The sequence below is a fragment of the Alterluteimonas muca genome (assembly GCF_021191595.1).
GTDB classification, from domain to species: domain Bacteria; phylum Pseudomonadota; class Gammaproteobacteria; order Xanthomonadales; family Xanthomonadaceae; genus Luteimonas; species Luteimonas muca.
The window spans coordinates 308,639-330,822 of sequence record NZ_JAIWPS010000001.1 but is presented as its reverse complement, the minus strand read 5'-3'; the positions used below and the strand labels follow the sequence as shown (position 1 = coordinate 330,822).

Below are 22,184 nucleotides of genomic sequence, written 5' to 3'. Positions count from 1 at the left end.
GGGAGAGCAGCGGTCGTGCCATGCGGGAGTGGTGTGGGTGGGGTCACGGCGCGGCGTCCGTCGCTGGCTTCGGCTGGACCGGTTCCACGGGGGCGTTGTCGCGATCCACTGGGACGACGGGCTGGCCGTCGCGCAGCAGATGACCACCGGCGGCGATCACCAGCGCGTCGGCGGGCAGGCCGGACAGCACCGCCACGCGCGATTCGCCGTACCCGCCGAGGGTCACCGCGACCGGTCGCGCAACGCCATCCGCAACGATCCACACCCGCGGGCTGCCGTCCTCGCCCCGCTGCACCGCCGAAAGCGGCACGCTGCGGTGGCCCGCATCGCCCGCGGCCAGATGCACGCGCGCGCTCTGGCCCAGCGACACCTCACCCGCGGCGGATTCCAGCTCGACCCGCGCGGCATAGGTGCGCGACTGCGGATCGGCCGCCGGCGAGATCTCGCGGATGCGGCCGGCCATCCGCACACCGGGTCGCGCCCACAACTCCACTTCGACCGGCTGGTCGATGACGAATGCACTGGCGCGTGCCTCGGGCAGCGCGATCGCGACTTCGCGTGCACCGTCGCCGGCGAAACGGTAGATGGTCTGACCGGCGGCCACCACCTGCCCGGCCTCGGCCTCGCGCGTGGCGATCACCCCATCGGCGGGCGCCCGCAGCTGCGCATAGCCGGACTGGTTGCCCGCCACCGCCGCCTGCGCCCGTGCGGCACGCGCCTGTTCCTCCGCGGCACGCAGGGCGGTGGCCTGCGCCTCCAGCGCGGACCGGCTGACCAGTTGCCCGGCCGCCAGCGCCTGGTATCGCGCATGTTCGGAGCGCGCACGCGCGAGTTCGGCTTCCGCCGCGGCGGCCTGCGCACGCGTCGCCCGGGCCTGCTGGGCGAGGTCCGCGGGATCGAGTTCGGCCAGCACCTGGCCGGCGTGCACGCGGTCACCGGCATCGACCAGCCGCCGCACCAGCTGGCCACCGACGCGGAACGACAATGCCGCTTCCTCGCGCGCACGGATCTCGCCGGCGAGTGCCAGGGCCCCAGCGCCGGCCTGCGCCGGTGCGGTATCCACCAGCACCGGGCGCGGCGGCTCCGGCGGCACTTCGGACCGGCATCCGGACAGCACCAGCACCAGCACCATCGAACACCGCAGGTATCGCGAACCCATCGGCCGCCGCCATTAATGAACTGGCGCGTAGAGTATAAATACCGAACCGATTGGTCTAGTATTTATCCGATGCCCCAATCCGCTTCCAGCCCGCCGGCGGTGAAGACCCCCGCCAGCCCCGGCCGCCCCAGGGACATGAACAAGCGCGCGGCGATCCTCCACGCCGCCGAGTCGCTGTTCGTGGAGCACGGCTATGAAGGCACCAGCATGGACCAGATCGCCGCCGACGCCGGCGTGTCCAAGCTCACCGTCTACAGCCACTTCGGCGACAAGGATGCGTTGTTCGCCGAAGCCGTGCGCGCCTACTGCGAGAAGCAGCTGCCGACCTCGGCCTTCAACCCCGACCCCGCGGTGCCGCTGCGCCAGCGCCTGCTGGCCGTGGGCCGCGCGTACTTCGCCATGATCAGCGCCCCGCAGGCGATTTCCGGCCACCGCCTGCTGTGTTCGGCGCAGATGGTCGAGAAGCGCATGGCGCGGCTGTTCTGGGAAAGCGGCCCGCAGCGGGTGCAGGACAAGTTCACCGCGCTGCTCGAGCGCCGGATGGCCGCCGGCGACCTCGCCATCGACGACGTTCCACGCGCCGCCGAACAGTTCTTCGCGCTGCTGCGTGGCGAGCTGTACCAGCGGATGGTGTTCGGGGTGACCGGCGACGCCGAGCGCGACGAGTGCGAGGCACATGTCGCCTCGGCGGTCGACATGTTCCTGCGCGCATACGGCACCCGGCCGTGACGCCGGTCGTGGTGACTTCCGGCACTCGGTGCCCCGTCGACCCGCGGCGATCCTCCTTCCACCACCCGCAACCGCTAAAATGCGCGGTCCCCGCGCTCCAGAGCCCCTGAGATGACGATCGATTACGCCTCCGCCCGCGCCGCCATGGTCGAACAGCAGGTCCGCCCGTGGGACGTGCTCGACCGTCGGGTGCTCGACGTGCTCGCCGCGATGCCACGCGAGCTGTTCGTGCCCGCGCCGTGGCAGTCGGTGGCCTATGCCGACTTCGAGATCCCACTGGCGCACGGCGAGCGCATGCTCAAGCCGGTGGTGGCCGGGCGTGCACTGCAGGCGCTGCTGCTGCAGCCGGGCGAGGACGTGCTCGAGATCGGCACCGGCAGCGGCTATGTCTCGGCCTGCCTGGGCCAGCTCGGCCGCGATGTCATCTCGCTCGAGCGCCATGCCGCCCTCGCCGTCGCCGCGCAGGCGCGGGTGCGCGAGGCCGGCCTCGCCAACATCGACGTGATCCATGCCGACGCCTTCGCCTGGAACAGCGAGCGCCGCTTCGATGCGATCTGCGTCAACGCGGCCGTCGACCAGGTGCCGTCACGTTTCATCGAGTGGCTGCGTCCGGGTGGCCGCATGTTCATCGTGCGCGGCCGCGCGCCGGTGATGGAGGCCGTGCTGGTCCATCGCCAGGGCGAGGACGTCAACGCGCCGCGTATCGAATCGTTGTTCGAAACCGAACTGGACTACCTCGCCGGCACCGAGCCGGTGGCCGAATTCCAGTTCTGATCCAGCAGCCTGCGCCACACCGGCGCGGACTGCAGCGCCGGCGCCCGAAGGCGCCGGCCCTCCACTGACGCCAAGGACCTCCCATGCTGCGCCGCCCCCTCGCCCTTGCCCTGTCCCTCGTGCTGCTGCCCGCCTCGGCCTTCGCCCAGGACCTGGTGCAGACCTATGAACTGGCACGCGCCGGCGATCCGCAGCTGTCGATCGCGGAGTCGCAGCGCGACATCTCGCGCGAGGGCGCGGTGCAGGCACGCGCGCAACTGCTGCCGCAGATCGGCGGCAGCGTGGATCTTTCGCGTCGCTACGCGGCCGGTACCGACGGCGACCAGCGCTCGCGCAGCATCGGCGCCAGCCTCAACCAGACCGTGTTCGACCTCGGCCAGATCTCCAACCTGCGCGCGCAGCGCCAGCTCGACACCGCCGCCGGCTTCGACCTGCAGGCCGCGAACCAGAACCTGATCACCCGCACCTCGGCGGCCTACTTCAACGTGCTGGTCGCGATCGAGACCCTGGCCGCCGCCGAAGCCGCCGAAGAGGCGCTGCAGAAGCAGTTCGACTTCGCCAGCCGCCGGCTGGAAGTCGGCCTGGCGCCGATCACCGACGTGCACGAGGCGCGCGCGCAGTACGACGCCGCCCGCGCCCAGGTGATCCTGAGCCGCAATTCGCTGGAGGATGCCTACCAGGCGCTGGCCGAGATCACCGGCACGCCGGTGCGCAACCTGCGCGCGCTGCCCGAGGACTTCCAGCCGGAGGTCCCGGCCGGTGGCGACGCCGAGAGCTGGGTCAACGCGGCGATCGCGCAGAACCCGTCGCTGCGCGCCGCCGAATACGCGGTGCGTGCGGCCGAGATCGGCGTCACCGGCGCCCGTTCCGGCCATCTGCCGCGGCTGTCGCTGGGCGCCGGCTACAACAACCAGGCGTACTGGGGCGAGCTCGCCGGCGTGAGCGATCCCGAGAACCCGACCGGCGCCCGCCGCAACGAGGGCCATAGCGTTGGCCTGACCCTGACCGTGCCGATCTTCAACGGCGGCGCGACCCAGTCCGGCGTGCGCGAGGCGATCGCCCGCCGCGACATCGCCGAGGACCAGCTGACCCAGACCCGCCGTGCGCTCGAGCGCAATGCCCGCAACGCCTACCAGACCGTGGTCGCCGGTGTCGCCGAGGTCGAGGCCCGCCGGCTGGCGGTGCTGTCGGCGCGCAGCGCCTACGACGCCTCGCAGGTGGGCCTGGAAGTCGGCACCCGCACCGTGGTCGACGTGCTGATCAACCAGCAGACGCTGTTCCAGGCCGAGCAGCAGTTCGCGCTGGCCCGCTACAACTTCCTGCAGAACCGGCTGCTGCTGGAACAGGCCGTGGGCACGCTCGACATCAACGACCTGCAGGACATCAACCGCCTGCTGACCGTCGAGGCCGAGAGCCCCACCACCGCCCCCACCGCGCCGATCAACAGTTCGCAGCAGTAACCCGCCGCGTCGCGCGACACCGCAGGGCCCCCGTTACCGGGGGCCTTTGCGTATCCGGGGCGCTGGCCGCGGCGGGCGGAGTGGTGCCGGCGGCACATCCAGCGCTGCAAGGTCGTCGGCCACCAGTTCCAGCGTGCGCCGCAGCGCGCCGCGACCCTCCTCCACCAGGGTGCGTGCCGCGGATGCCATCGCGGTGCGCGCCGCGGCGTCGTCGAGCAGCGCTTCGAGGGCATTGCCGACGCCGGCTGCATCCTGTTCCACCCGCACCGCGCCGGCACGGCCGAGCTGGCGGGCGATGTCGGCGAAGTTGTGCAGGTGCGGGCCGGTGACGATCGCGGTGCCGGTGGCCGCGGGCTCGAGCAGGTTGTGACCACCGATGTCCTGCAGGCTGCCGCCGACGAACGCCACCTGCGCGCAGCCGTAATAGCGCATCAGTTCGCCCAGGGTGTCGATGACGAACACGGCATCGCCTGCATCCGGCCAGCGGGTGAGCGTGCGCGTCGCGGTGGCGAAGCCGGCGTCGATCGCGGCCTGCACCGCCGCGCGGAAGCGCTCAGGATGGCGCGGCGCCCACAGCAGCAGCAGGTCCGGCCAGCGCTCGCGCAGGCGCGCGTGCAGCGCCACCACGACCGCCTCCTCCTCCGGATGCGTACTGGCGGCGATCCAGACCGGTCGCGCACCCACGCGCCGGCGGAAGTCGCCGGCGAATTCCGCCCAGGCCGGGTCGACGAACATCTCGAACTTCAGGTTGCCGGTCACGCTGACCTGGTCGGCACGGGCGCCGAGGTGGACGAAGCGGCGGCCGTCATCCGCCGACTGCGCGGCCACCCCACCCAGTGTGCGCAGCGCACGCCCGACCAGCGGCCGCAGCAACCGGTAGCCACGCAGCGACCGCGCCGACAGCCGCGCGTTGACCACATACACCGGGATGCCGTGGTCGCGGCAGGCGAACAGCAGGTTCGGCCACAGCTCGGTCTCCACGATCAGCCCCAGCTGCGGCCGGTAGTGATCGAGGAAGCGGCGCACCATGCCACCGAGGTCGTAGGGCAGGTAGACGTGCTCGACACGGTCGCCCCACAGCGCACGTACCCGTGCCGAGCCCGTGGGGGTGATGGTGGTGACGAGCAGGCGCTGGTGCGGGTGCTCGCGCAGCAGCGCGTCGATCAGCGGGGCGGCGGCGTTGACCTCGCCCACCGACACCGCGTGCACCCACAGCGTGCCCGCCAGCGGCGGCGTGGCGTACACGGCGTAGCGCTCGCTCCAGCGGTGCAGGTATTCGGCCTGGCGGAAGCCGCGCCAGATCAGGTGGTAGACCGTGACCGGCACCAGCACGCAGAGCAGCGCGGAATACAGGACGCGCAGGATGCGCTCGGTGCGGTCGACGGACATAGCGTGCAAGGATACCTGCGTGCCACGGCCGCGCCGGCGGGCCGTCGTAGAATGGCGCGATGGCTGCTTCATCCTCCAGCGCCGACGCGCGTCCGCCGCTGGGCCCCCGACAGTGGCCGGCGTGGGCCGGCATCGGCCTCGCCGCGCTCGCCGCGCGACTGCCGTGGCCACTGCAGCGCGCGCTCGGCCGCCTGCTGGGCGACCTGCTGCGGGTGGCGCTGGGCAGTCGCCGCGGGATCGCCCGGCGCAACCTCGAACTGTGCTTCCCGGAACTCGACGACGGGGCACGCACGGCGCTTCTGCGCGCGCATTTCCACGCGCTCGGCACCGGCTTCTTCGAGTTCGCCCGCGCGGGGTGGGGCACCGTCGCGCCGATGCGGCGCGACGTGGTCATCGAGGGCCTCGAGCACCTGGAGGCGGCGCGCGCCGATGGCCGTGGCGTGCTGCTGGTGTCCGGTCACTTCACCACGCTGGAGATCTGCGGGCGGCTGCTGTGCGACCACGTGCCGCTGGCCGGCATGTACCGCCCGCATGCCGCCGGCGCCATGGAATGGGCGGTGCGGCGCGGCCGCCTGCGCTATGCCGAGGCGATGTTCACCAAGCAGGACCTGCGCGGCAGCGTGCGTCATCTCAAGCGCGGCGGCGTGCTCTGGTATGCGCCCGACCAGGACCCAAGCCGCGGCGATGCGGTGTACGTGCCGTTCTTCGGCCAGCCCGCGCACAGCCTGACCTCCACCCACCAGCTCGCGCGCATGGCCGGCGCGGCGGTGGTGCTGTTCCAGCACGAGCGCCGCGCGGATGGTGGCTATACGTTGCGGCTGTCGCCGGCGCTTGCGGATTTCCCGTCCGCCGATCCGCACGCCGACACCGCGCGGGTGATGGCCGGCATCGAGGCGATGGCGCGAACGGCACCCGCGCAGTACCTGTGGATCCACCGCCGCTTCAAGCGGCAGCCGGATGGCAGCGACGTGTATCGGGACGCGGGCTAGGCGCCGGCGGGTACCTGCTGTTGCACGCATGAGGCGCCCTGGCCGCGCTTCACGCCGGGCCCCCCGAGGCCCGAGGCCCGAGGCCGCTTCCGCAGTGTTCGCGCGCTGCAGGAGCGCTCGCGAGATCTTCTCCGCATCCGTGCCGTGGCGCGTTGGGCGCTGGCGCGCTCGAACGGCGCTGACACACCGCTGGCGACGCTAGGCAGGGTCGCCCTGCGGCCGTGCCAGCAGGCTGCCGGCATACAGGGCGGCCAGCAGCAGGGTAAGGCCACCCCAGAACGTGGAATAGAACGCCAGATGGGTGTTGAGCGGGAACACGGTGACCGCCAGCGCCAGCATCGCCGGACGCGCGCGTTCCCGCGCCGCAGCGTCGGCATACCGCCAGGCCCGCCATGCCATCGCCGCACCGGCCAGCCACAGCAGCAGGCCGAGGATGCCGGTCTCCGCACCGACCTCGAGGACGATCTGGTGCGCATGCAGCGCCGGCCCCTCGCCCCAGGCCGGCGCGGTGCCCGATGCCGCATCGCAATCGTCGAAGGCACGGCGGAAGCCGCGCACGCCGACGCCGTTCACCGGCGACTCGCGCACCATGCACACCGCCGCCTGCCAGATGCGCGCGCGTCCCGACAGCGCCATGTCGACGCCCGACTCGTCGGCGGTCAGCAGGTGCGAGGTGCGCTCGACGCGGTCGCGGACCTGCGGCGAGACCGCGGCCAGTACCACCAGCGTGGCCGCGCCGGCCGCCAGCACCAGCAGCAGCCGCTTCCAGCCCAGCAGCTTCCAGCCCGAGAACACCAGCACCAGGGTGTAGGTGATCCAGGCCGCACGCGCACCGGCCAGCACGATCACCACGCCCACCGCCGCGGCGGTCACGATCCACCCGGTCGCGCCGAAGCGCCGACCGGCGACGTACAGCAGGAACGGCGACAGGCTGGCCAGCACCACGCCGATCTTGAGATTGCAGGGGCCGAGCACGCCGCTCAGGCGGTCGACCGCGGCCACGTCCTCGGCACTGCACATCGGCCGCGAGCTGACCAGCTGCTTGGCCGCGTCCAGGCCCCAGAACAGCGGGCTGGTGGCGAACAGGCCCTCGGCCAGCGCATCGAGCGTCCACACGGCCACGATCACCGCCATCCCGGTGAGGGTGATGCGCAGCCCACGCGTATCGGCCACCGCGGCCGCGACCAGCCACAGGAACGGCAGGTAGCGGATGTCCACAAGCGCCTCGCGCATGCTGCGTGCGGGATCCACCGCGCCCACCACCGAGAACACCTCCGGCAGCCAGTACGCCGCGAACAGCACCGTGGTCAGTGCCCAGGCCTGCACGCTCAGCAGGGCCTTGCCGCCGCGGAAGCGCGCCATCAGCAGGCGGCCGATGGCGATCAGCGCGCCCAGCACCATCACCCCTTCCGCATAGCCCGGCATCGGCCACAGGGCCACGAAGGCCAGCACCCAGTGCGGCGCCCAGCGCCAGCCCGGGGTATCGGTGGCGTCGGGTCGGGAATCGGTGACGGCGTCGGTCATGGGCAGAGTTCGGAATAGACGGCGAGCGTGGCGGCCTGCATGGCCGCGAGCGTGTCGGGCATCGTAGCAATCGACGGGCGGGCGGCCGGGTCGAGCAGGGTGGTGGCGGCGCGCGCGAGCGCGTCCGCGTCGAAGGGAGGCACCGCGCCGGCGGGTAGCAACTCGCCCAGCAGATCGCCCACACCGCCATGCGCCCAGCCCAGCACCGGACGCCCGACCGACAGCGCCTCCAGCACGGTGCGGCCGAAGGCCTCGGGCTTGCGCGACAGCTGCAGGACCAGGTCGGACGCGGCATAGGCGCCGGCGATGGCGTCGGTGGGTGCGGTGAGCACCAGCGCACCGCCGACGCCGGCAGCAGCCGCCGCCTGTTCGAGTTCCGCGACGTATCGCTCGCGCCCCGGCTCGCGTGCACCGGGCATCCACAGGCGCGCATCGTTGCCGCTGCCACGCAGCCGGCGCAGCAGCTCGATGGCGTCGCCATGGCCCTTCAGCCGGGTACCGCGCCCCGGCAGCAGCAGCAACGGCCCGCTGCCGGCCAGTGCCGGATGCTCGCGCGCGACCGCTGCCCGCGCGTCGGCGTCGGGCCAGGGGCGGCGCGGAAACGCCGCCGGGTCGATGCCGCGCGGGATCACCCGCAGGATGGCCGGATCGGTGGCCGGATAGTGCGCCAGCACATAGCGGCGCACCGTCTCCGACACGCAGATCACCCGCTCGCCGCGCGTCATCACCGCGCTGTAGCGCGACGGCGAGTTGAGCCCGTGCACGGTGGTCACGAAACGGGCTCGCGCGGCGACCGGCATCGCCTGCAACGCCTGCAACGCGCGCCAGCCCAGCCATGCCGGCAACCGCGAGCGGGCGTGGACGATGTCCGGCCGCATATCCGCGAACAGCCGCCGCAGGCCGCGCGCGTGGCGCAGGGTCAGCAGTGACTTGCGGCCGATATCGAGGGTGATGTGCTCCGCACCCGACGCCTCGAGCGCCGGTACCAGCCGGCCACCGGCCGACACCACCACCGCACGGTGGCCCGCGGCCACCAGCGCGCGGGCGATCTCCAGCGTGGAACGTTCGACGCCACCGGCATTGAGCGCCGGCAGCAGCTGGACCACGGTCAGCCGGCGCATCGGGCCGGACGGCACGCCGCGGTCAGTCGACGAGGACGAAGTGCGCGCCGCAATACGGGCAGTCCGCCTTGCCGCCTTCCGACTCGATCGGCAGGTAGACGCGCGGATGCGAATCCCACACGCCCATCGCCGGCATCGGACAGCTCAGCGGCAGCTCGCTGCGGCTGACTTCGTAACGGCGCTCGGCGTTGGCCTGCTCGGGAAGAGGTTGCCCTGTCGGGGCGTGGGGTGCGGACATGGTGGCGGCATCGACGACGGAACCGGCGCCCAGTCTACCGCGGCGCGCATCGCCGGTCGCGCCCGGTTCGCCCGCACCGGCCTACAGCCAGCCCTTCTGCCGCGCCAGCCGGTACGCCTCGATGCGGTTGCCGACGCCGAGCTTGCCGATCGCCTCGGACAGGTAGTTGCGCACCGTGCCGGCGGACAGGTGCATCCGCGACGCGATCTCGCCGGCCGACAGGCCCTCCCCGGCCAGCCGCAACGCCTGGCGTTCGCGTTCGCCGAGCGGATCCGGCTCCGACCACGCCTCCAGCGCCAGCTGCGGGTCGATCGCGCGGCCGCCGCGGTGCACCTGGCGCAACGCCTGCGCGAGTTCGCTGGCCGGCGCGTCCTTGAGCAGGTAGCCGGCCACGCCCGCATCCAACGCGCGGCGCAGGTACCCGGCCCGCGCGAACGTGGTCACGATCACCACCCGCACCGCGAGCTCCTGGCGCTGCACCCGCGCGGCCAGCTCCAGGCCGGTCAGGCCCGGCATCTCGATATCGGTCACCAGCACATCCGGGCGGTGGCGCTGCAGTTCCACCCAGGCCGATTCGCCGTCCACGCATTCGGCCACCACCTCGAAGTCCGGCTCCATGCGCAGCAGCGCGGCAAGCGCACCGCGCAACAGGGCCTGGTCCTCGGCGAGCAGGATGCGAATGGGCATGGAGGGCACCGGCGACACGTACGTGGTGCAGTGTAGAACGTCGTGTCCGTGGTGGATCCGTCGCCCGCGCGGCTACACCGCCGCGTGCGGCCCCGGCTGCGACCGCGCCGGCTCGCCCTGCGCCGTCGGAATCGCCTCTGCCGGTGACTGCACCAGCGGAACCCGTGCCTGGATCCGGCAACCGCTGCTGCCATCCACCACCAGGCGGCCGCCCACCGCCTGCACGCGCTCGCGCATGCCGGCCAGCCCGTTGCCGGCTTTCAGCGCACCACCGCGGCCGTCGTCCTCGATGCACAGCACCGCGTGCCCGTCCTCGATCGCGAAGGTCGCCCGCGCATGCGACGCGCGCGCATGGCGCTGGACGTTGGTGGCCGCCTCGCGCACGGTCAGCGCCAGCGTGGTTTCAACCAGCGGCGACAGGATCGCCTGCGCCATGTCGGTATCCAGGCTGTAGTCGAAGGCCACGCCATCGGCCTCCAGCAGCAGCCGCGCCGATGCGAGTTCCGCGGCAAGCCCGGCGGCGCGGATGCCGCTGACCGCCCGTCGCACCTGTCCCAGTGCCTCGCGCGCACCATGCGCGACCTCCTCGATCTCGCGCCGTGCCGCGGCCGGGTCGCGGTCCACCAGGCGCGCGGCGAGGTCGGACTTCAGGGCCACCATCGACAGCGTGTGGCCGAGCAGGTCGTGCAGGTCGCGGCCGATGCGTTCGCGCTCGGCGGTCGCGGCCAGCCGGCGCACCTCGTCCTGCGACAGCTGCAGGGCGGCGTCGCGCGCTTCGTTGACGCGCTCGACATGCACCACCAGGCCGACGATCAGGGTCACGACCGGCATCCACACCATCGCCTGCCACGGATAACCGAGTAGCGCCGCCCATCCGAGGAACACCAGGTTGAGCAGCAGCAGCCCGGCCGCCTCCATCCACGAAGCGCGCTTGCGCGACGCCAGCAGGAACACGCAGCCGAACACGAAGTAGCTCATGCCCGAGGGGTACCAGGGCAGCAACACCAGGCACAGCGCGACCATGCCCAGCGCGGATCGCCACGCGATGCACGCCGGTGCCAGCAGCACGCGGGCGTACAGGGCCAGGAACAGCGGATAGGACAGCAGCGTGAGCAGCCACCAGCGCGCGTCGTAACCCTGCGGCGAGAAGGCCGGGGTCACGAACACCCACGCCGACCACAGCACGTGCACCGCTTCCGACCATGCCGGCCGGCCGCGGCGCAGCGTATAGGCCATCACCGAATCGGCAGCCGGGGTGAACCATTTCGATCGCAACGTGGACATGCGGGGACTTCCGGCCGTGCTCGACGCAACGTTTATCAGCGCAGCTCGACCTCGTCGAGGAAGAACTCGAATCGACCGGCCGGTTGCCCGGCGGTGAACGCCACCGCGCGCAGCAGTGCGGGATCGGCACCGGGGAAATCCGCAAGCGGCAGCCGGACCTCGGTCCACTCCGGCCCGGCGACAAAGGTCTGCGTACTGGGCATGCCCTGCATGCTGGGGCCCGAGAACAGCATCGCGCTGTAGCGGCGGCCGTCGCCGCGCACGTGGAACACCAGCGCCTCGCGCGCCGACATGTTGACCGGCTGCATCGGCTCGGCGGCCGGCAGCCAGGTCATCCCCGCCCACGGGAACGCGAAGCCGGGGCGGACCTCGCCGTGGATGCGCAGCGCGCCGGCCGTCCCCCGTGCGCCGCCTTGCACCAGTTCGTGTGCGACATCGGAGTTGCCGCCCGCCATGCGGTCGGTGCTGGGCTGCCAGCTGCCGAACGCCGCGGCGAGCACGTCGCCATCGAAGTCGCCGACCAGCGTCTGCGCCGGTGCTGCGGAGGCCACGGCACCGGCGGCCGCATCGCGTTCGACGCGGTGGCCGTTCTTCCACACCGCGGCGATCGCACGCGTGGCGGTGATGTCGGCGAGCGGGTCGCCATCCACCAGCACCAGGTCAGCGCGCAGACCCGGTGCGATGCGCCCGCGATCGCTCAGGCCGAAACGACGCGCGGGGACCGCGGTGGCCGCCGACAGCGCCTGCGACGGACTCAGCTCGGCACGCACCAGCAGTGCCAGCTCACCGTGCAGGCTGGCACCGTGCGCGGTGCCGGGATTGGGCGCATCGGTACCGGCGAGGATGTCGACGCCGGCGGCATGCAGGCGCCGCACGCTTTCCAGCGCGCGCGCCAGCACCGCCGGATCCGCTTCGCCCGCATGCATCCGCGCATCCAGTGTCGAGCGCTGTTCGGCGGTCAGCAGGGCGCCGACACGGGTGTCGGCAGCGAGCGCCCCGCCCTCGCCGGCACCGGCCACCGAGGCCAGCACCGACAGCGTCGGCACCACGAACGCATCGCGGTCGCGCATCGCGGCGACCAGCTGCGCATCCGCCTCGACGTCGGCGAACAGGTGCACCAGCCCGTCGGCGCCGGCATCGATGGCATGGCGGGCATCGGCCAGCGTGGAGACGTGCACCACCGCCATGCGCCCGTGGCCATGCGCGGCCGCGATCGCAGCGCTGACCTGCGGCGCGGTGAGCGTCGGCAGGCGGCGTTCGATCGCGTATGCCGAGAGGTCCTCGACGATCAGCTTGATGAAGTCCGCGCCCTCGCCGACGCGCTCGCCGATAAAGGCATCGATATCGGTCGATGCATCCACGGTGGGCACCGGGAAGCCGTACTGGGTGCCGTGGCCCTGCGGCGCCGTGATCGCATAGCCCGCGGCCCAGAGGTCGGCCTGCCCGGTCGCGGCCAGTGATTCGCGCTGCGCACGCAACGCCTGCGCGCGTTCCGGCATGCCATGCATGTCGAACGCGGTGGTGACGCCGAAGCGCGCGGCATCGCGCTGGGCATCGCCCCAGGCATGCACATGGGCATCGATCAGACCCGGCAGCAATGTCCCACCGCTACCGTCGACGACCTCGTAGTCCTCCGGCACCTGCAGCTCGGCACCCAGCTGCTGGATGCGGCCGTCGCGCACCAGCACCGTGGCGACGCCGAGGTCGCGCTCGCCATCGAACACCCGTGCGCCGCGGATGGCGACGCCGGCATCCGGCGGGCGCGGCTGCTGCGTGGCCGGGCTGCGGCCGGTGGCCGGCGCCAGCAACAGCACCGATGCCGCAACCGTCGCCACCAGCGCGCCTGCAGCCACCATGTCGATCCATCGTTTCATCAGCGTTCTCCAGAGGTTGCAGGTCAGCGCGGCGACAGCCGGCGCAGGGCGAAGTGGGTGAATACCGCGGCCGGGACCAGCAGGGCGAGCACATGCAGCCACAGCGCCCCGCCGCTGTCGTGGCCGACCACCTTGAAGGCGATCTGGCCCAGGTGCCAGGCCGGCCACACCGGCGCCAGCCGCGCGAAGAAGTCCGGCAGCATCGACAGCGGCAGCCACAGCCCGGACAGGAACACCATCGGCAGGAACAGCACGTTGACCACGGCGATCGCGGCATTGCCCCCGAACAGGCTGCCGATCAACAGGCCCAGCGCCGCGAACGGCAACACCCCCAGCAGGTTGACCACCAGCAGCAGCGCCCATCCGGATGCCGGCAGCGACACGCCACCCAGGGTGCTGCCAACCAGCGCCAGCAGCAGGCTGATCGCCAGCGCGAACGCCATCGCCGCCACCATCTTGGCAAGAAGCCATCCACCCGCGTGCGCCGGCAGCGCACGGCGCAGGCGCAGCAACCCCTGCTCGCGTTCGTTGGCCACCCCCACGCCGATGCCGAACAGGGTCGCGCCGATGGTGCCGAACACGCCGTAGCCGGCGAGCAGGAACGCAGGGGGCGCGCCCATCCCCGACAGCAGCACGCCGAACAGCACGTAGAACAGCACCGGGAACAGCACCGCCGGCAGCACATATGCCGGCTCGCGCAGCAGCCTGAGCAGTTCGCAGCGGATCTCGATCATGCAGGCGCGCAGCGCCGATGCGCGTGCGGCGCCGGTTCTGGCGGTGGACGTGGCAATGGTGCTCATCAGGCGGCCTCGCGGACGGACGGACGGGTGAGTTCGACGAAGGCTTCGGCCAGGCCGGCGCGGGTGACTTCGAGATCCTCGAGCGCGGGGTCGGCTTCGAGCAGGCGCCGCACCACCGCTTCGGCGGCAGCGGCCACCAGCTCCAGCCGGCCCTTGCGGACCCGCACCTCGCGCACCTGCGGCCAGCCGGCCACGGTCTCCGGTGCCAGCGTGGTGATGCAGCGGATGCGCCGCCCACCGACCAGCGCGCGTACCTGCGCGATGGTGCCCTTGGCCAGCACCTGCTCGCGATCGATCACCACCACGCGGTCGGCCAGCGCCTCGGCCTCCTCGAGGTAATGCGTGGTCAGCAGCACCGCGCAACCCTGGGCGGCCATCGCCCGCACCGCCGCCCACACCTGGCTGCGGGCGCCGATGTCGAGGCCGGTGGTGGGTTCATCGAGAAACAGCAGGCGCGGCCGCCCGCACAGCGCGATCGCGAACTGCACCCGCCGCTGCTGCCCGCCGGACAGCCGACCGTAGCGGCGGGCAAGCAGGTCCTCGACCCCTGCCAGTGCCGCGGCTTCCTGCGCCGCCATCGGCTGCGGGTAATGGCAACCGGCCCAGTCGATGAGCTCGCGCACCGTCAGCCGTTCCGGCAGCACCGCGCTCTGCAGCATCACCCCCACCTGCAGGCGCGCTGCCGGGATGCACGGGTCCATGCCGAACAGCTGCACCTTGCCGGCTGCCGGCGTCTTCAGCCCCAGCAGCAGGTCCACCGCGGTGGACTTGCCGGCACCGTTCGGGCCGAGCAGGGCCAGCACTTCGCCGGCCTGCAGTTCCAGGTCGAGGCCATCGAGCGCACACACCGCGCCATGCAGGAAGCGTGCTGCGTGCAGCCATGCCGCGGGAGCCGGAATCTCGGAAGACATGGTGACTGGCATGGCAACGCTCCATCGGGATGGCCACAGCGTGGGCGCGACGACCCGCTGTCGGCAGTCGCCACCGTCAGGCGATCGACATGACAACCGTCACCTGACACCGCGTGCCGCGGACGTGGACACTGCGCGGAACGGAAATGACTTCCGGCCACTCCCGACCGGCCGCACCCCGGTCACACTGTGGCGACTCACCGCGTCTGGGCCCGCATGAACACCAAAGCCGATCTGCTGAAGGAACTGCGCATCGACCGTCGCCCGGAACCGCCGCCGTCGCGTCGCGGCTTGTGGATCGGGCTCGGCGTTGCCGCAGTGGTCATCGTCGTCGCACTTGGCGCCTGGTGGCTGCTGGGCCGCGACCGGCCGGTGCCGGTGCACACCGCACCGGTGGTGGCGACCGGCGGCGCCGGCAGCGCGCCGGCATCGGTGCTCGATGCCAGCGGCTACGTGGTCGCCCGGCGCATGGCCACGGTCTCGTCGAAGATCACCGGCCGCGTGCGCGAGGTGCTGATCGAGGAAGGCATGGCGGTGGAGGAAGGCCAGGTGCTGGCCACGCTCGACCCGATCGATGCCGATGCGCAGCGCGCACTGTCGTCATCGCAGCTGGCCGCCGCGCGCAGCCAGGCCGGCAGCGTGCAGGCGCAGCTGGCGCAGGCGGAAGCCGAGGCGCGACGGCTGGACTCGCTGGTCGGCCAGCAACTGGTGTCGCGCTCGCAGTACGACCAGGCCATCGCCCAGCGCGACGCGCTGCGTGCCCAGCTCACCACCGCACAGCGCAATGCGCGCGTCGCCGCCGACCAGCTGGCGATCGCCGACCTCGGCGTCGACAACACCGTGGTGCGCGCGCCGTTTGCAGGCGTGGTCATCGCCAAGGCCGCACAACCCGGCGAGATCGTCTCGCCGCTGTCGGCGGGCGGCGGCTTCACCCGCACCGGCATCGGCACCATCGTCGACATGGACTCGCTGGAGATCGAGGTCGATGTGGGCGAGGCCTATATCGGTCGCGTGCAGCCGCAGATGCCGGTCACCGCCACCCTCAACGCCTATCCCGACTGGCGCATCCCCGCCGAGGTGATCGCGATCGTGCCCACCGCCGACCGCGGCAAGGCCACGGTCAAGGTGCGCATCGCCATCAGGGAAAAGGACCGCCGCATCGTCCCGGACATGGGCGTGTCGGTGAGCTTCCTCGAACAGGCGGCGGCCGATGCGGACGCGGCGGATGCCGCGCCACGCAGCCTGCGGGTGCCGGCCGGGGCGATCGTGGAACGCGACGGCGCCACCGTCGCGTTCGCGCTGGCCGGTGATCGCGTGGAACGCCGCGTGGTCGGTGCCGGCGCCACCGTGGGTGCGCAGCGCGAAGTGACATCCGGCCTGGTGGCCGGCGAGGACGTGGTGGTGGATCCGCCGACCGACCTCGAGGACGGCAGCCTGGTGGTGCGCCAGTAACACACGCAGCCGTGGCCACCGCCACGGCTCCCCGGCGCGATACGCGCCGTTCGCCCGCATCGCGGGCATGCAGCGAGGTACCGGCATGGCGACCCTGGTTTCGATCAACAACCTCACCAAGACCTACCAGCGCGGCTCGGAGAAGGTGGAGGTGCTGCACCACATCGACCTCGACATCGAGCGCGGCGATTTCGTCGCACTGATGGGCCCGTCGGGCTCCGGCAAGACCACACTGCTCAACCTCATCGGCGGCCTCGACGCACCCAGTTCCGGCGAGATCACCGTCGACGGCGAGCGCATCGACCGCATGAGCGGCGGCCAGCTGTCGACCTGGCGCAGCCGAAACGTCGGCTACGTGTTCCAGTTCTACAACCTGATGCCGGCGCTGACCGCGCAACGCAACGTCGAACTGCCGCTGTTGCTGACGAAACTCTCCGGCGCCCAGCGCAAGCGCAATGCCGGCATCGCGCTGGAGCTGGTGGGTCTGTCCGACCGCGCGAAGCACAAGCCCAACGAACTCTCCGGCGGCCAGCAGCAGCGCGTGGCGATCGCGCGCGCCATCGTCTCGGACCCCGACCTGCTGATCTGCGACGAGCCGACCGGCGATCTCGACCGCCAGTCCGCCGAGGACATCCTCGGCCTGCTGCAGGAACTCAACCGCGAGCACGGCAAGACCATCGTGATGGTCACCCATGATCCGAAGGCCGCCGGCTACGCCTCGCACACCCTGCACCTCGACAAGGGCTCGCTGGTCAACCAGCCCACCTACGCCTGACGGAGGACGCGGCATGAAATACATGCACCTGGTCTGGGCGGCGCTGTTCCGGCGCAAGACCCGCACCTTCCTCACCCTTGCCTCGATCATGGCCGCTTTCCTGCTGTTCGGCCTGCTCGACGGCATCCGCACGACGTTCGGCCAGCTCGGCCAGAACGCCGACGGCGCGCAGCGGCTGCAGACCGGTTCGAAACTGTCGTTCATCGAGACCCTGCCGCTGTCGCTGCGCACGCGCATCGCCCAGGTCGACAACATCGAGGCGGTCACGTACGCCAACTGGTTCGGCGGTGCCTACCAGGACCCGCGCAACCAGATCTTCAGTTTCGCGGTGGCCGACAACTACCTCGACCTGTATCCCGAGATCGAGGTGGCGCCGGAGGCACGCGAGGCGTTCACGCGCAACCGCACCGGCGCACTGGTCGGCCAGGCGCTGGCCACGCGCTTCGGCTGGAAGGTCGGCGATCGCGTGCCGCTGCAGTCGACGATCTTTCCGAATGCAGACGGCACGCTCAACTGGGAGTTCGAGATCGTCGGCATCTTCCGCTCGCGTGATGGCGAGTCCGGGTTCACCGACGGTCTGTTCCTGCTGCGCTACGACTACTTTGCCGAATCCACCCCGTACGTGGATGGTGACGTCGGCTGGTATGTCTCGCGCGTACGCGACGTGCGCCAGGCCGACGCCGCGGCAAAAGCCATCGATGCGCTGTCGGCAAATTCGCCGCACGAAACCAAGACCATGACCGAGCAGGCGGCGTTCGCCTCGCAGCTCAAGCAGATGGCCGACATCGGCCTGATCGTGGGTTCGATCATGGGCGCGGTGTTCTTCACCCTGTTGCTCCTGACCGGCAACACCATGGCGCAGGCGGTGCGCGAACGCACCTCGGAGCTGGCGGTGCTGAAGACGATCGGCTTCTCCAGCACCAGCGTGCTGCTGATGGTGCTGGCGGAGTCGGTGCTGCTGGTGGTGCTGGGTGGCGTGCTGGGCCTGGGTCTGGCGGCGATCGCCGGTCCTGCGCTCGGCCAGGGCAGCGGCGGCGTGCTCAACCTGCCGCCGGTGGGGCTCCAGAGCTGGCTGCTGGGACTGGCGCTGATGGTTGCCATCGGCCTGCTGGTCGGCGCGCTGCCGGCACTGCGCGGCATGCGGCTGAACATCGTCGACGCACTCGCCGGGCGTTGATCCGGGATGGATTCCTCCTTCCCTTGTCTGCCAGTTGAAACCCCTCTCCCGCATGCGGGAGGGGGGCTGGGGTGAGGGCAAGGCGGCATGCCCCCATCCGCCCTTCGGAACTATCCCGACCAGACGCCTTCGAGGCAGGCCTTCCCGCCCGGCGGAGAAGGCTCAAAGTGGAGTAACGCAGATGTCCAGGATCAAATCCCTTCTGAGCGGGCTGCTGTTGGCGATCGTCGTGGTGGCCGGTGTCGCCGCGTGGATCCTGCTGCCGTGGCAGGCGCTGCTTGCGGTCGCGGTGCTGCTGATCGCCTGGATGGTGGCCACCCGCAGCGGCCGCCAGGCCGGCTCGGTCACCCATGTCGGCATCAGCACCCTGCCGCAGCGGATCGGCGCGTCATCGGTGGTGGTGATCGGCATCGCCGGCGTGGTCGGCGTGCTGGTTGCGCTGCTGGCGATGGCCGAGGGCTACCGGCAGACGGTGGCCGCCACCGGCAACGAGGACACCGCGATCGTGCTGCGCGGCGGCTCGGCGGCGGAGGTGATGTCGGTGATGGAGCGCGAGGCGCTGCTGGCGGCTGCGCAGGCGCCGGAGATCGCCCGCGACGCCGACAACCGCCCGCTGGCCTCGGCGGAACTGGTGGTGGCGGCGAACCTGCCGCGCCGGGGCCAGGCCGACGAGGACGGCAGCGTGCAGCTGCGCGGCGTCGATCCGGTGGCCTGGGCAGTGCGCCCGGGCATGCGCATCGTCGAAGGGCGTACGTTCGAGTCCGGCCGCCGCGAGCTCGTGGTCGGCCAGGGCGCGCGGCGTCAGTTCGCCGGGCTCGATCCCGGTGGCGAAATCCGGCTGGGCAGCGACGTGTGGACGGTGGTCGGCGTGTTCGCATCCGGCGACGCGCTGGAATCGGAGATCTGGGCCGATGGCGGCATCGTCGCCACCACCTACCGCCGCGGCAGCAGCCGCAACTCGATCACCGCGCGGCTCACCAGCCCGGATGCCTTCAGCGCGTTCAAGGCGACGCTCGAGGCCGACCCGCGGCTGAAGGTGGAAGCCGACACCACCGCGGAGTACTTCTCGCGGCAGTCGGAAGGCATGACGAAGGTGTTGCGCATCATCGGCATCGTGGTCGGCTCGATCATGGCGGTGGGCGCGGTGTTCGGTGCGCTCAACACGATGTTCGCCACTGTCGCCGCGCGCGCGCGCGAGATCGCCACCCTGCGTGCGATCGGCTTCCGCGGCCTGCCGGTGGTGGTGGCGGTGATGCTGGAAACGATGCTGCTGGCGGCGCTCGGCGGCGCGCTGGGCGGGCTGATCGCGTGGCTGGTGTTCAACGGCTACACCGCGTCCACGCTTGCCGGTGGCGTCGGGCAGCTCACGTTCGAGTTCAGGGTGACCCCCGAGCTGTTGTGGAACGGCCTGAAATGGGCGCTGGCGATCGGCTTCGTCGGCGGACTGTTCCCGGCCGTGCGCGCCGCGCGGCTGCCGGTGACCGACGCACTGCGCGCGGCATGAGCGCGCAAACGGGTGCGTCGGACGATCCGCGCGGCCTGTCGAACGGCGAACTCGAACGCCGCTATGCCGCGCTGCATCGCGAGGTGTTCGCGCTGTATGAGTCAGCGCAGGGCGGCGCGGGTGCCGATACCACGCGCGAGGGAACCGACGCCGCCCACCGCCAGGCACAGGCACGCGCGCAGCCGCTGGTCGAACAGGCGCGCCGGCTGCACCAAGAACGCGTACGTCGTCTGCGGCGGCGTGCACGGCGCTGGTGGTGGGCCACCGGCGCGATCACGGTGACCGGCACCGCACTGGTGCTCTGGCTCATCGCCCGCGGCTGAACGCCGTCCCCCGGACGAGCCAGGCGCTTCCGGCACCCGACACCGCCAGGGCGTCCACCGCGCGCGGGATGCGGCCTCAGCTTTGCGGGCTGAAAGGTTGCGCATGCCGTAGCCCGGCCAGGCGCAGCGCATCCGGGACGGTCGCAGGCAGGCCCTCGTCCCGGCTGCCGGATGCGGCGTCCGGCCCTGCCAGGCTGCCGCTACAGCTGCTGCGCGACGATGCGCCGTCGCGCCTGCAGGTAACCGTCGATCGCGAACACCGCCAGCCCTGCCCAGATAAAGGCGAAACCCGCCGCGCGGTCGATGCCGAACGGCTCGCCGAAGAAGAACACCCCCAGCAGCAGCTGCAGGGTCGGGCCGATGTACTGCAGCAGGCCGACCACGGTCAGCGGCACCCGCCGCACCGCGTAGGCGAAGCAGATCAGCGGGATCGCGGTCAGCGCGCCGCCCAGTACCAGCAGCACGTCGGTCCAGCCGCCCCAGCGCAGCGAGAAGAACCCGCCGCTGCCCGACCACTCCAGCCACGCCAGCACCAGTACCGCCGGGCCGAACACGAACAGGTTCTCGACGCCGAGCCCCTGCACCGCCTCGACCGCGGCAAACTTGCGGATCAGCCCGTAGATGGCGAACGAGCCCGCCAGGCACAGCGCGATCCAGGGGAAGCTGCCGTAGTTGAAGGTCAGCCACAGCACGCCGCCGGCGGCCAGCGCCACGGCCACCCATTGCGGCAGTGAAAGCCGCTCGCGCAGGAACAGCACGCCGATGACCACGTTGAGCAGCGGATTGATGAAGTAGCCGAGGCTGGCCTCGACCACGTGCCCGCTGTTGACCGCCCACACGTAGAGGCTCCAGTTGGCGGCGATCAGCAGTCCCGAAGCGGCAAGCATCGCCACCAGCCGCGGCTGGGCGACCACCTCGCGCAGCCAGCCCCGCCCGCGGCTCACGGTGAGCCACGCGGCGACGAGGATCGCGCACCACACCGCACGGTGGAGCACGATCTGCAGCGAGGGCACGTGCCGGAGCAGATGCCAGTACAGCGGCATCAGCCCCCAGATGACGAAGGCCGCGACCGCGATCCACAACGCGCGGCGGTCGTGGACCGGGGTCATGCCGGCTTCGCCGCGCGCGTGCGCGCCAGGGTGATCGCCACCACGCCGGCGAGGATCACCAGCATCGCGCCGATGTCGTGCGCGCTGAAGCGTTCCGCCGCCAGCCACGCGCCCAGCACCACCGCGATCACCGGATTCACGTAGGCATAGCTGCCGGCAAGCGTCGCGCGCACGTGGTGCAGCAGCCAGATATAGGCGCTGAAGGCGATGATCGAACCGAAGCTCAGCAGGTAGGCCACCGACAGCGTGCCCTGCAGCGTGGGCATCGTGGTGAAGCGCTCGCCCAGCAGCGCGCCGGCCACCAGCATGGCCGCGCCACCGCACAGCATCTGCGCCGCGGCGGTCATGAACGGCGCCGGCAGGTCGCGGCCGCGGCTCCAGACCGAGCCGTAGGCCCAGGCCACCGGCGCGATCAGCAGTGCGATGAGGCCCGTGGGCTCGGCGGTCAGCGAACTGCCGGCGTTGAGCCACAGCACGCCGACGAAGCCGATGCCCAGGCCGAGCCATTCCAGCTGCCGCGGCCGCTGCCCGTGCATGGCCGAGAACAGGCCGATCCACAACGGCGCCGACGCCACCGCGACCGCGGCCAGCCCGGACGACACCGTCTGTTCCGCGATGCACACCAGCCCGTTGCCCAGGCCCAGCAGCAGCACGCCCATGAACGCCACGTTGCGCCATTGCGTGCGGGTGGGTGCCGGCACCCCGCGCCAGCGCAGGAACGCATACAGCACGCTGCCGGCGATGGCGAAGCGGATGCCCGCCATCAGCAGCGGCGGATAACCGCCCTCCAGCGCGAACTTGATGCCGAGATAGGTGGAACCCCAGATCACATAGACCAGAGCCAGGGCGAACACGACGGCGAGCGGGGATACGTCGCGCGACACGAGCGGCGGCGCACTCATGGG

21 protein-coding genes are annotated in these 22,184 nt (G+C 71.6%); 9 read left to right on the top strand and 12 right to left on the bottom strand.

The genetic code is table 11. The features are described 5' to 3' along the window. Positions 1-43: 43 nt before the first annotated feature. Positions 44-1,159 (bottom strand): efflux RND transporter periplasmic adaptor subunit, encoded by a 1,116-nt coding sequence (locus LDO11_RS01500; protein WP_232139968.1) that lies wholly within the window; start codon positions 1,157-1,159, stop codon positions 44-46. Positions 1,160-1,228: 69 nt separating this feature from the next. On the opposite strand from LDO11_RS01500, the gene LDO11_RS01495 reads away from it, so the two are divergent. The 3 genes from LDO11_RS01495 to LDO11_RS01485 all read left to right on the top strand — a co-directional run bounded on the left by LDO11_RS01495 (position 1,229) and on the right by LDO11_RS01485 (position 4,122). Next, positions 1,229-1,888: a TetR/AcrR family transcriptional regulator gene (locus tag LDO11_RS01495; RefSeq protein WP_232139966.1), complete on the top strand. Its 660-nt coding sequence runs from the start codon at positions 1,229-1,231 to the stop codon at positions 1,886-1,888. 111 nt (positions 1,889-1,999) lie between these two features. Continuing rightward, positions 2,000-2,662, top strand: a complete 663-nt coding sequence (locus LDO11_RS01490; protein WP_232139965.1) for a protein-L-isoaspartate O-methyltransferase family protein — start codon at positions 2,000-2,002, stop codon at positions 2,660-2,662. An 83-nt stretch (positions 2,663-2,745) separates the two neighbouring features. Continuing rightward, complete coding sequence (locus LDO11_RS01485; protein WP_232139963.1) at positions 2,746-4,122, top strand: TolC family outer membrane protein; 1,377 nt, start codon at positions 2,746-2,748, stop codon at positions 4,120-4,122. Positions 4,123-4,155: 33 nt separating this feature from the next. On the opposite strand, the gene waaA is transcribed toward LDO11_RS01485, so the two are convergent. Continuing rightward, the gene (gene waaA / locus LDO11_RS01480; RefSeq protein WP_232139961.1) at positions 4,156-5,511 is read right to left on the bottom strand and encodes a lipid IV(A) 3-deoxy-D-manno-octulosonic acid transferase; all 1,356 of its coding nucleotides are present in this window, start codon (positions 5,509-5,511) and stop codon (positions 4,156-4,158) included. A gap of 59 nt (positions 5,512-5,570) precedes the next feature. On the opposite strand from waaA, the gene lpxL reads away from it, so the two are divergent. Further along, positions 5,571-6,500 (top strand): LpxL/LpxP family Kdo(2)-lipid IV(A) lauroyl/palmitoleoyl acyltransferase, encoded by a 930-nt coding sequence (lpxL, locus tag LDO11_RS01475; protein ID WP_232139959.1) that lies wholly within the window; start codon positions 5,571-5,573, stop codon positions 6,498-6,500. Between the two features lie 198 nt (positions 6,501-6,698). Here the strand turns inward: lpxL and LDO11_RS01470 are convergent, their stop codons facing one another. The 8 genes from LDO11_RS01470 to LDO11_RS01435 form a co-directional block, all read right to left on the bottom strand. After that, a complete protein-coding gene (locus LDO11_RS01470; protein ID WP_232139958.1) occupies positions 6,699-8,024 on the bottom strand; it encodes an O-antigen ligase family protein in 1,326 nt (441 codons plus the stop codon). Next, entirely contained in the window at positions 8,021-9,145 is a 1,125-nt protein-coding gene (locus LDO11_RS01465) for a glycosyltransferase (RefSeq protein WP_232140317.1), read from the bottom strand. The genes LDO11_RS01470 and LDO11_RS01465 overlap by 4 nt, the downstream gene beginning before the upstream one ends. Before the next feature lie 22 nt (positions 9,146-9,167). Further along, the gene (locus LDO11_RS01460; protein WP_232139956.1) at positions 9,168-9,383 is read right to left on the bottom strand and encodes a zinc-finger domain-containing protein; all 216 of its coding nucleotides are present in this window, start codon (positions 9,381-9,383) and stop codon (positions 9,168-9,170) included. An 81-nt stretch (positions 9,384-9,464) separates the two neighbouring features. Beyond that, entirely contained in the window at positions 9,465-10,070 is a 606-nt protein-coding gene (locus LDO11_RS01455) for a response regulator transcription factor (RefSeq protein ID WP_232139955.1), read from the bottom strand. Between the two features lie 72 nt (positions 10,071-10,142). Beyond that, entirely contained in the window at positions 10,143-11,354 is a 1,212-nt protein-coding gene (locus LDO11_RS01450) for a sensor histidine kinase (RefSeq protein WP_232139953.1), read from the bottom strand. A 35-nt stretch (positions 11,355-11,389) separates the two neighbouring features. Further along, entirely contained in the window at positions 11,390-13,228 is a 1,839-nt protein-coding gene (locus tag LDO11_RS01445) for a CIA30 family protein (RefSeq protein WP_232139952.1), read from the bottom strand. A 23-nt stretch (positions 13,229-13,251) separates the two neighbouring features. Continuing rightward, the gene (locus LDO11_RS01440; RefSeq protein WP_129134950.1) at positions 13,252-14,028 is read right to left on the bottom strand and encodes an ABC transporter permease; all 777 of its coding nucleotides are present in this window, start codon (positions 14,026-14,028) and stop codon (positions 13,252-13,254) included. Beyond that, entirely contained in the window at positions 14,028-14,939 is a 912-nt protein-coding gene (locus LDO11_RS01435; RefSeq protein ID WP_232139951.1) for an ABC transporter ATP-binding protein, read from the bottom strand. Before LDO11_RS01435 ends, LDO11_RS01440 begins: the two co-directional genes overlap by 1 nt. A 216-nt stretch (positions 14,940-15,155) precedes the next feature. Between LDO11_RS01435 and LDO11_RS01430 the strand changes: the two genes are divergently transcribed. From LDO11_RS01430 to LDO11_RS01410, 5 genes are all read left to right on the top strand, one after another. Then, complete coding sequence (locus LDO11_RS01430; protein WP_232139950.1) at positions 15,156-16,391, top strand: efflux RND transporter periplasmic adaptor subunit; 1,236 nt, start codon at positions 15,156-15,158, stop codon at positions 16,389-16,391. Positions 16,392-16,476: 85 nt separating this feature from the next. Continuing rightward, entirely contained in the window at positions 16,477-17,166 is a 690-nt protein-coding gene (locus LDO11_RS01425) for an ABC transporter ATP-binding protein (protein WP_232139949.1), read from the top strand. Positions 17,167-17,179: 13 nt separating this feature from the next. Further along, positions 17,180-18,343 carry an ABC transporter permease gene (locus tag LDO11_RS01420; protein WP_232139948.1) on the top strand — a complete coding sequence of 388 codons (1,164 nt, stop codon included), beginning with the start codon at positions 17,180-17,182 and terminating at the stop codon, positions 18,341-18,343. 181 nt (positions 18,344-18,524) lie between these two features. Beyond that, positions 18,525-19,847 carry an ABC transporter permease gene (locus LDO11_RS01415; RefSeq protein WP_232139947.1) on the top strand — a complete coding sequence of 441 codons (1,323 nt, stop codon included), beginning with the start codon at positions 18,525-18,527 and terminating at the stop codon, positions 19,845-19,847. After that, positions 19,844-20,170 carry a hypothetical protein gene (locus LDO11_RS01410; RefSeq protein WP_232139945.1) on the top strand — a complete coding sequence of 109 codons (327 nt, stop codon included), beginning with the start codon at positions 19,844-19,846 and terminating at the stop codon, positions 20,168-20,170. Before LDO11_RS01415 ends, LDO11_RS01410 begins: the two co-directional genes overlap by 4 nt. A 200-nt stretch (positions 20,171-20,370) precedes the next feature. Here the strand turns inward: LDO11_RS01410 and rarD are convergent, their stop codons facing one another. Together rarD and yedA are read right to left on the bottom strand one after the other, a co-directional pair. Next, positions 20,371-21,279: an EamA family transporter RarD gene (rarD, locus tag LDO11_RS01405; RefSeq protein WP_232139943.1), complete on the bottom strand. Its 909-nt coding sequence runs from the start codon at positions 21,277-21,279 to the stop codon at positions 20,371-20,373. Further along, positions 21,276-22,181, bottom strand: coding sequence for a drug/metabolite exporter YedA (yedA, locus tag LDO11_RS01400; RefSeq protein ID WP_232139941.1), 906 nt, complete (start codon positions 22,179-22,181; stop codon positions 21,276-21,278). Before yedA ends, rarD begins: the two co-directional genes overlap by 4 nt. Between the last annotated feature and the right edge of the window lie 3 nt (positions 22,182-22,184).

Coding starts and splice junctions, on each gene's coding strand:
- LDO11_RS01430 (WP_232139950.1), top strand. CDS start 15,156: ATGAACACCAAAGCCGATCTGCTGAAGGAACTGCGCATCGACCGTCGC.
- LDO11_RS01415 (WP_232139947.1), top strand. CDS start 18,525: ATGTCCAGGATCAAATCCCTTCTGAGCGGGCTGCTGTTGGCGATCGTC.
- LDO11_RS01440 (WP_129134950.1), bottom strand. CDS start 14,028: ATGAGCACCATTGCCACGTCCACCGCCAGAACCGGCGCCGCACGCGCA.
- LDO11_RS01460 (WP_232139956.1), bottom strand. CDS start 9,383: ATGTCCGCACCCCACGCCCCGACAGGGCAACCTCTTCCCGAGCAGGCC.
- LDO11_RS01455 (WP_232139955.1), bottom strand. CDS start 10,070: ATGCCCATTCGCATCCTGCTCGCCGAGGACCAGGCCCTGTTGCGCGGT.
- LDO11_RS01490 (WP_232139965.1), top strand. CDS start 2,000: ATGACGATCGATTACGCCTCCGCCCGCGCCGCCATGGTCGAACAGCAG.
- yedA (WP_232139941.1), bottom strand. CDS start 22,181: ATGAGTGCGCCGCCGCTCGTGTCGCGCGACGTATCCCCGCTCGCCGTC.
- LDO11_RS01435 (WP_232139951.1), bottom strand. CDS start 14,939: ATGTCTTCCGAGATTCCGGCTCCCGCGGCATGGCTGCACGCAGCACGC.
- LDO11_RS01420 (WP_232139948.1), top strand. CDS start 17,180: ATGAAATACATGCACCTGGTCTGGGCGGCGCTGTTCCGGCGCAAGACC.
- lpxL (WP_232139959.1), top strand. CDS start 5,571: ATGGCTGCTTCATCCTCCAGCGCCGACGCGCGTCCGCCGCTGGGCCCC.
- LDO11_RS01485 (WP_232139963.1), top strand. CDS start 2,746: ATGCTGCGCCGCCCCCTCGCCCTTGCCCTGTCCCTCGTGCTGCTGCCC.
- LDO11_RS01495 (WP_232139966.1), top strand. CDS start 1,229: ATGCCCCAATCCGCTTCCAGCCCGCCGGCGGTGAAGACCCCCGCCAGC.
- waaA (WP_232139961.1), bottom strand. CDS start 5,511: ATGTCCGTCGACCGCACCGAGCGCATCCTGCGCGTCCTGTATTCCGCG.
- rarD (WP_232139943.1), bottom strand. CDS start 21,279: ATGACCCCGGTCCACGACCGCCGCGCGTTGTGGATCGCGGTCGCGGCC.
- LDO11_RS01450 (WP_232139953.1), bottom strand. CDS start 11,354: ATGTCCACGTTGCGATCGAAATGGTTCACCCCGGCTGCCGATTCGGTG.
- LDO11_RS01470 (WP_232139958.1), bottom strand. CDS start 8,024: ATGACCGACGCCGTCACCGATTCCCGACCCGACGCCACCGATACCCCG.
- LDO11_RS01465 (WP_232140317.1), bottom strand. CDS start 9,145: ATGCGCCGGCTGACCGTGGTCCAGCTGCTGCCGGCGCTCAATGCCGGT.
- LDO11_RS01410 (WP_232139945.1), top strand. CDS start 19,844: ATGAGCGCGCAAACGGGTGCGTCGGACGATCCGCGCGGCCTGTCGAAC.
- LDO11_RS01425 (WP_232139949.1), top strand. CDS start 16,477: ATGGCGACCCTGGTTTCGATCAACAACCTCACCAAGACCTACCAGCGC.
- LDO11_RS01445 (WP_232139952.1), bottom strand. CDS start 13,228: ATGAAACGATGGATCGACATGGTGGCTGCAGGCGCGCTGGTGGCGACG.
- LDO11_RS01500 (WP_232139968.1), bottom strand. CDS start 1,159: ATGGGTTCGCGATACCTGCGGTGTTCGATGGTGCTGGTGCTGGTGCTG.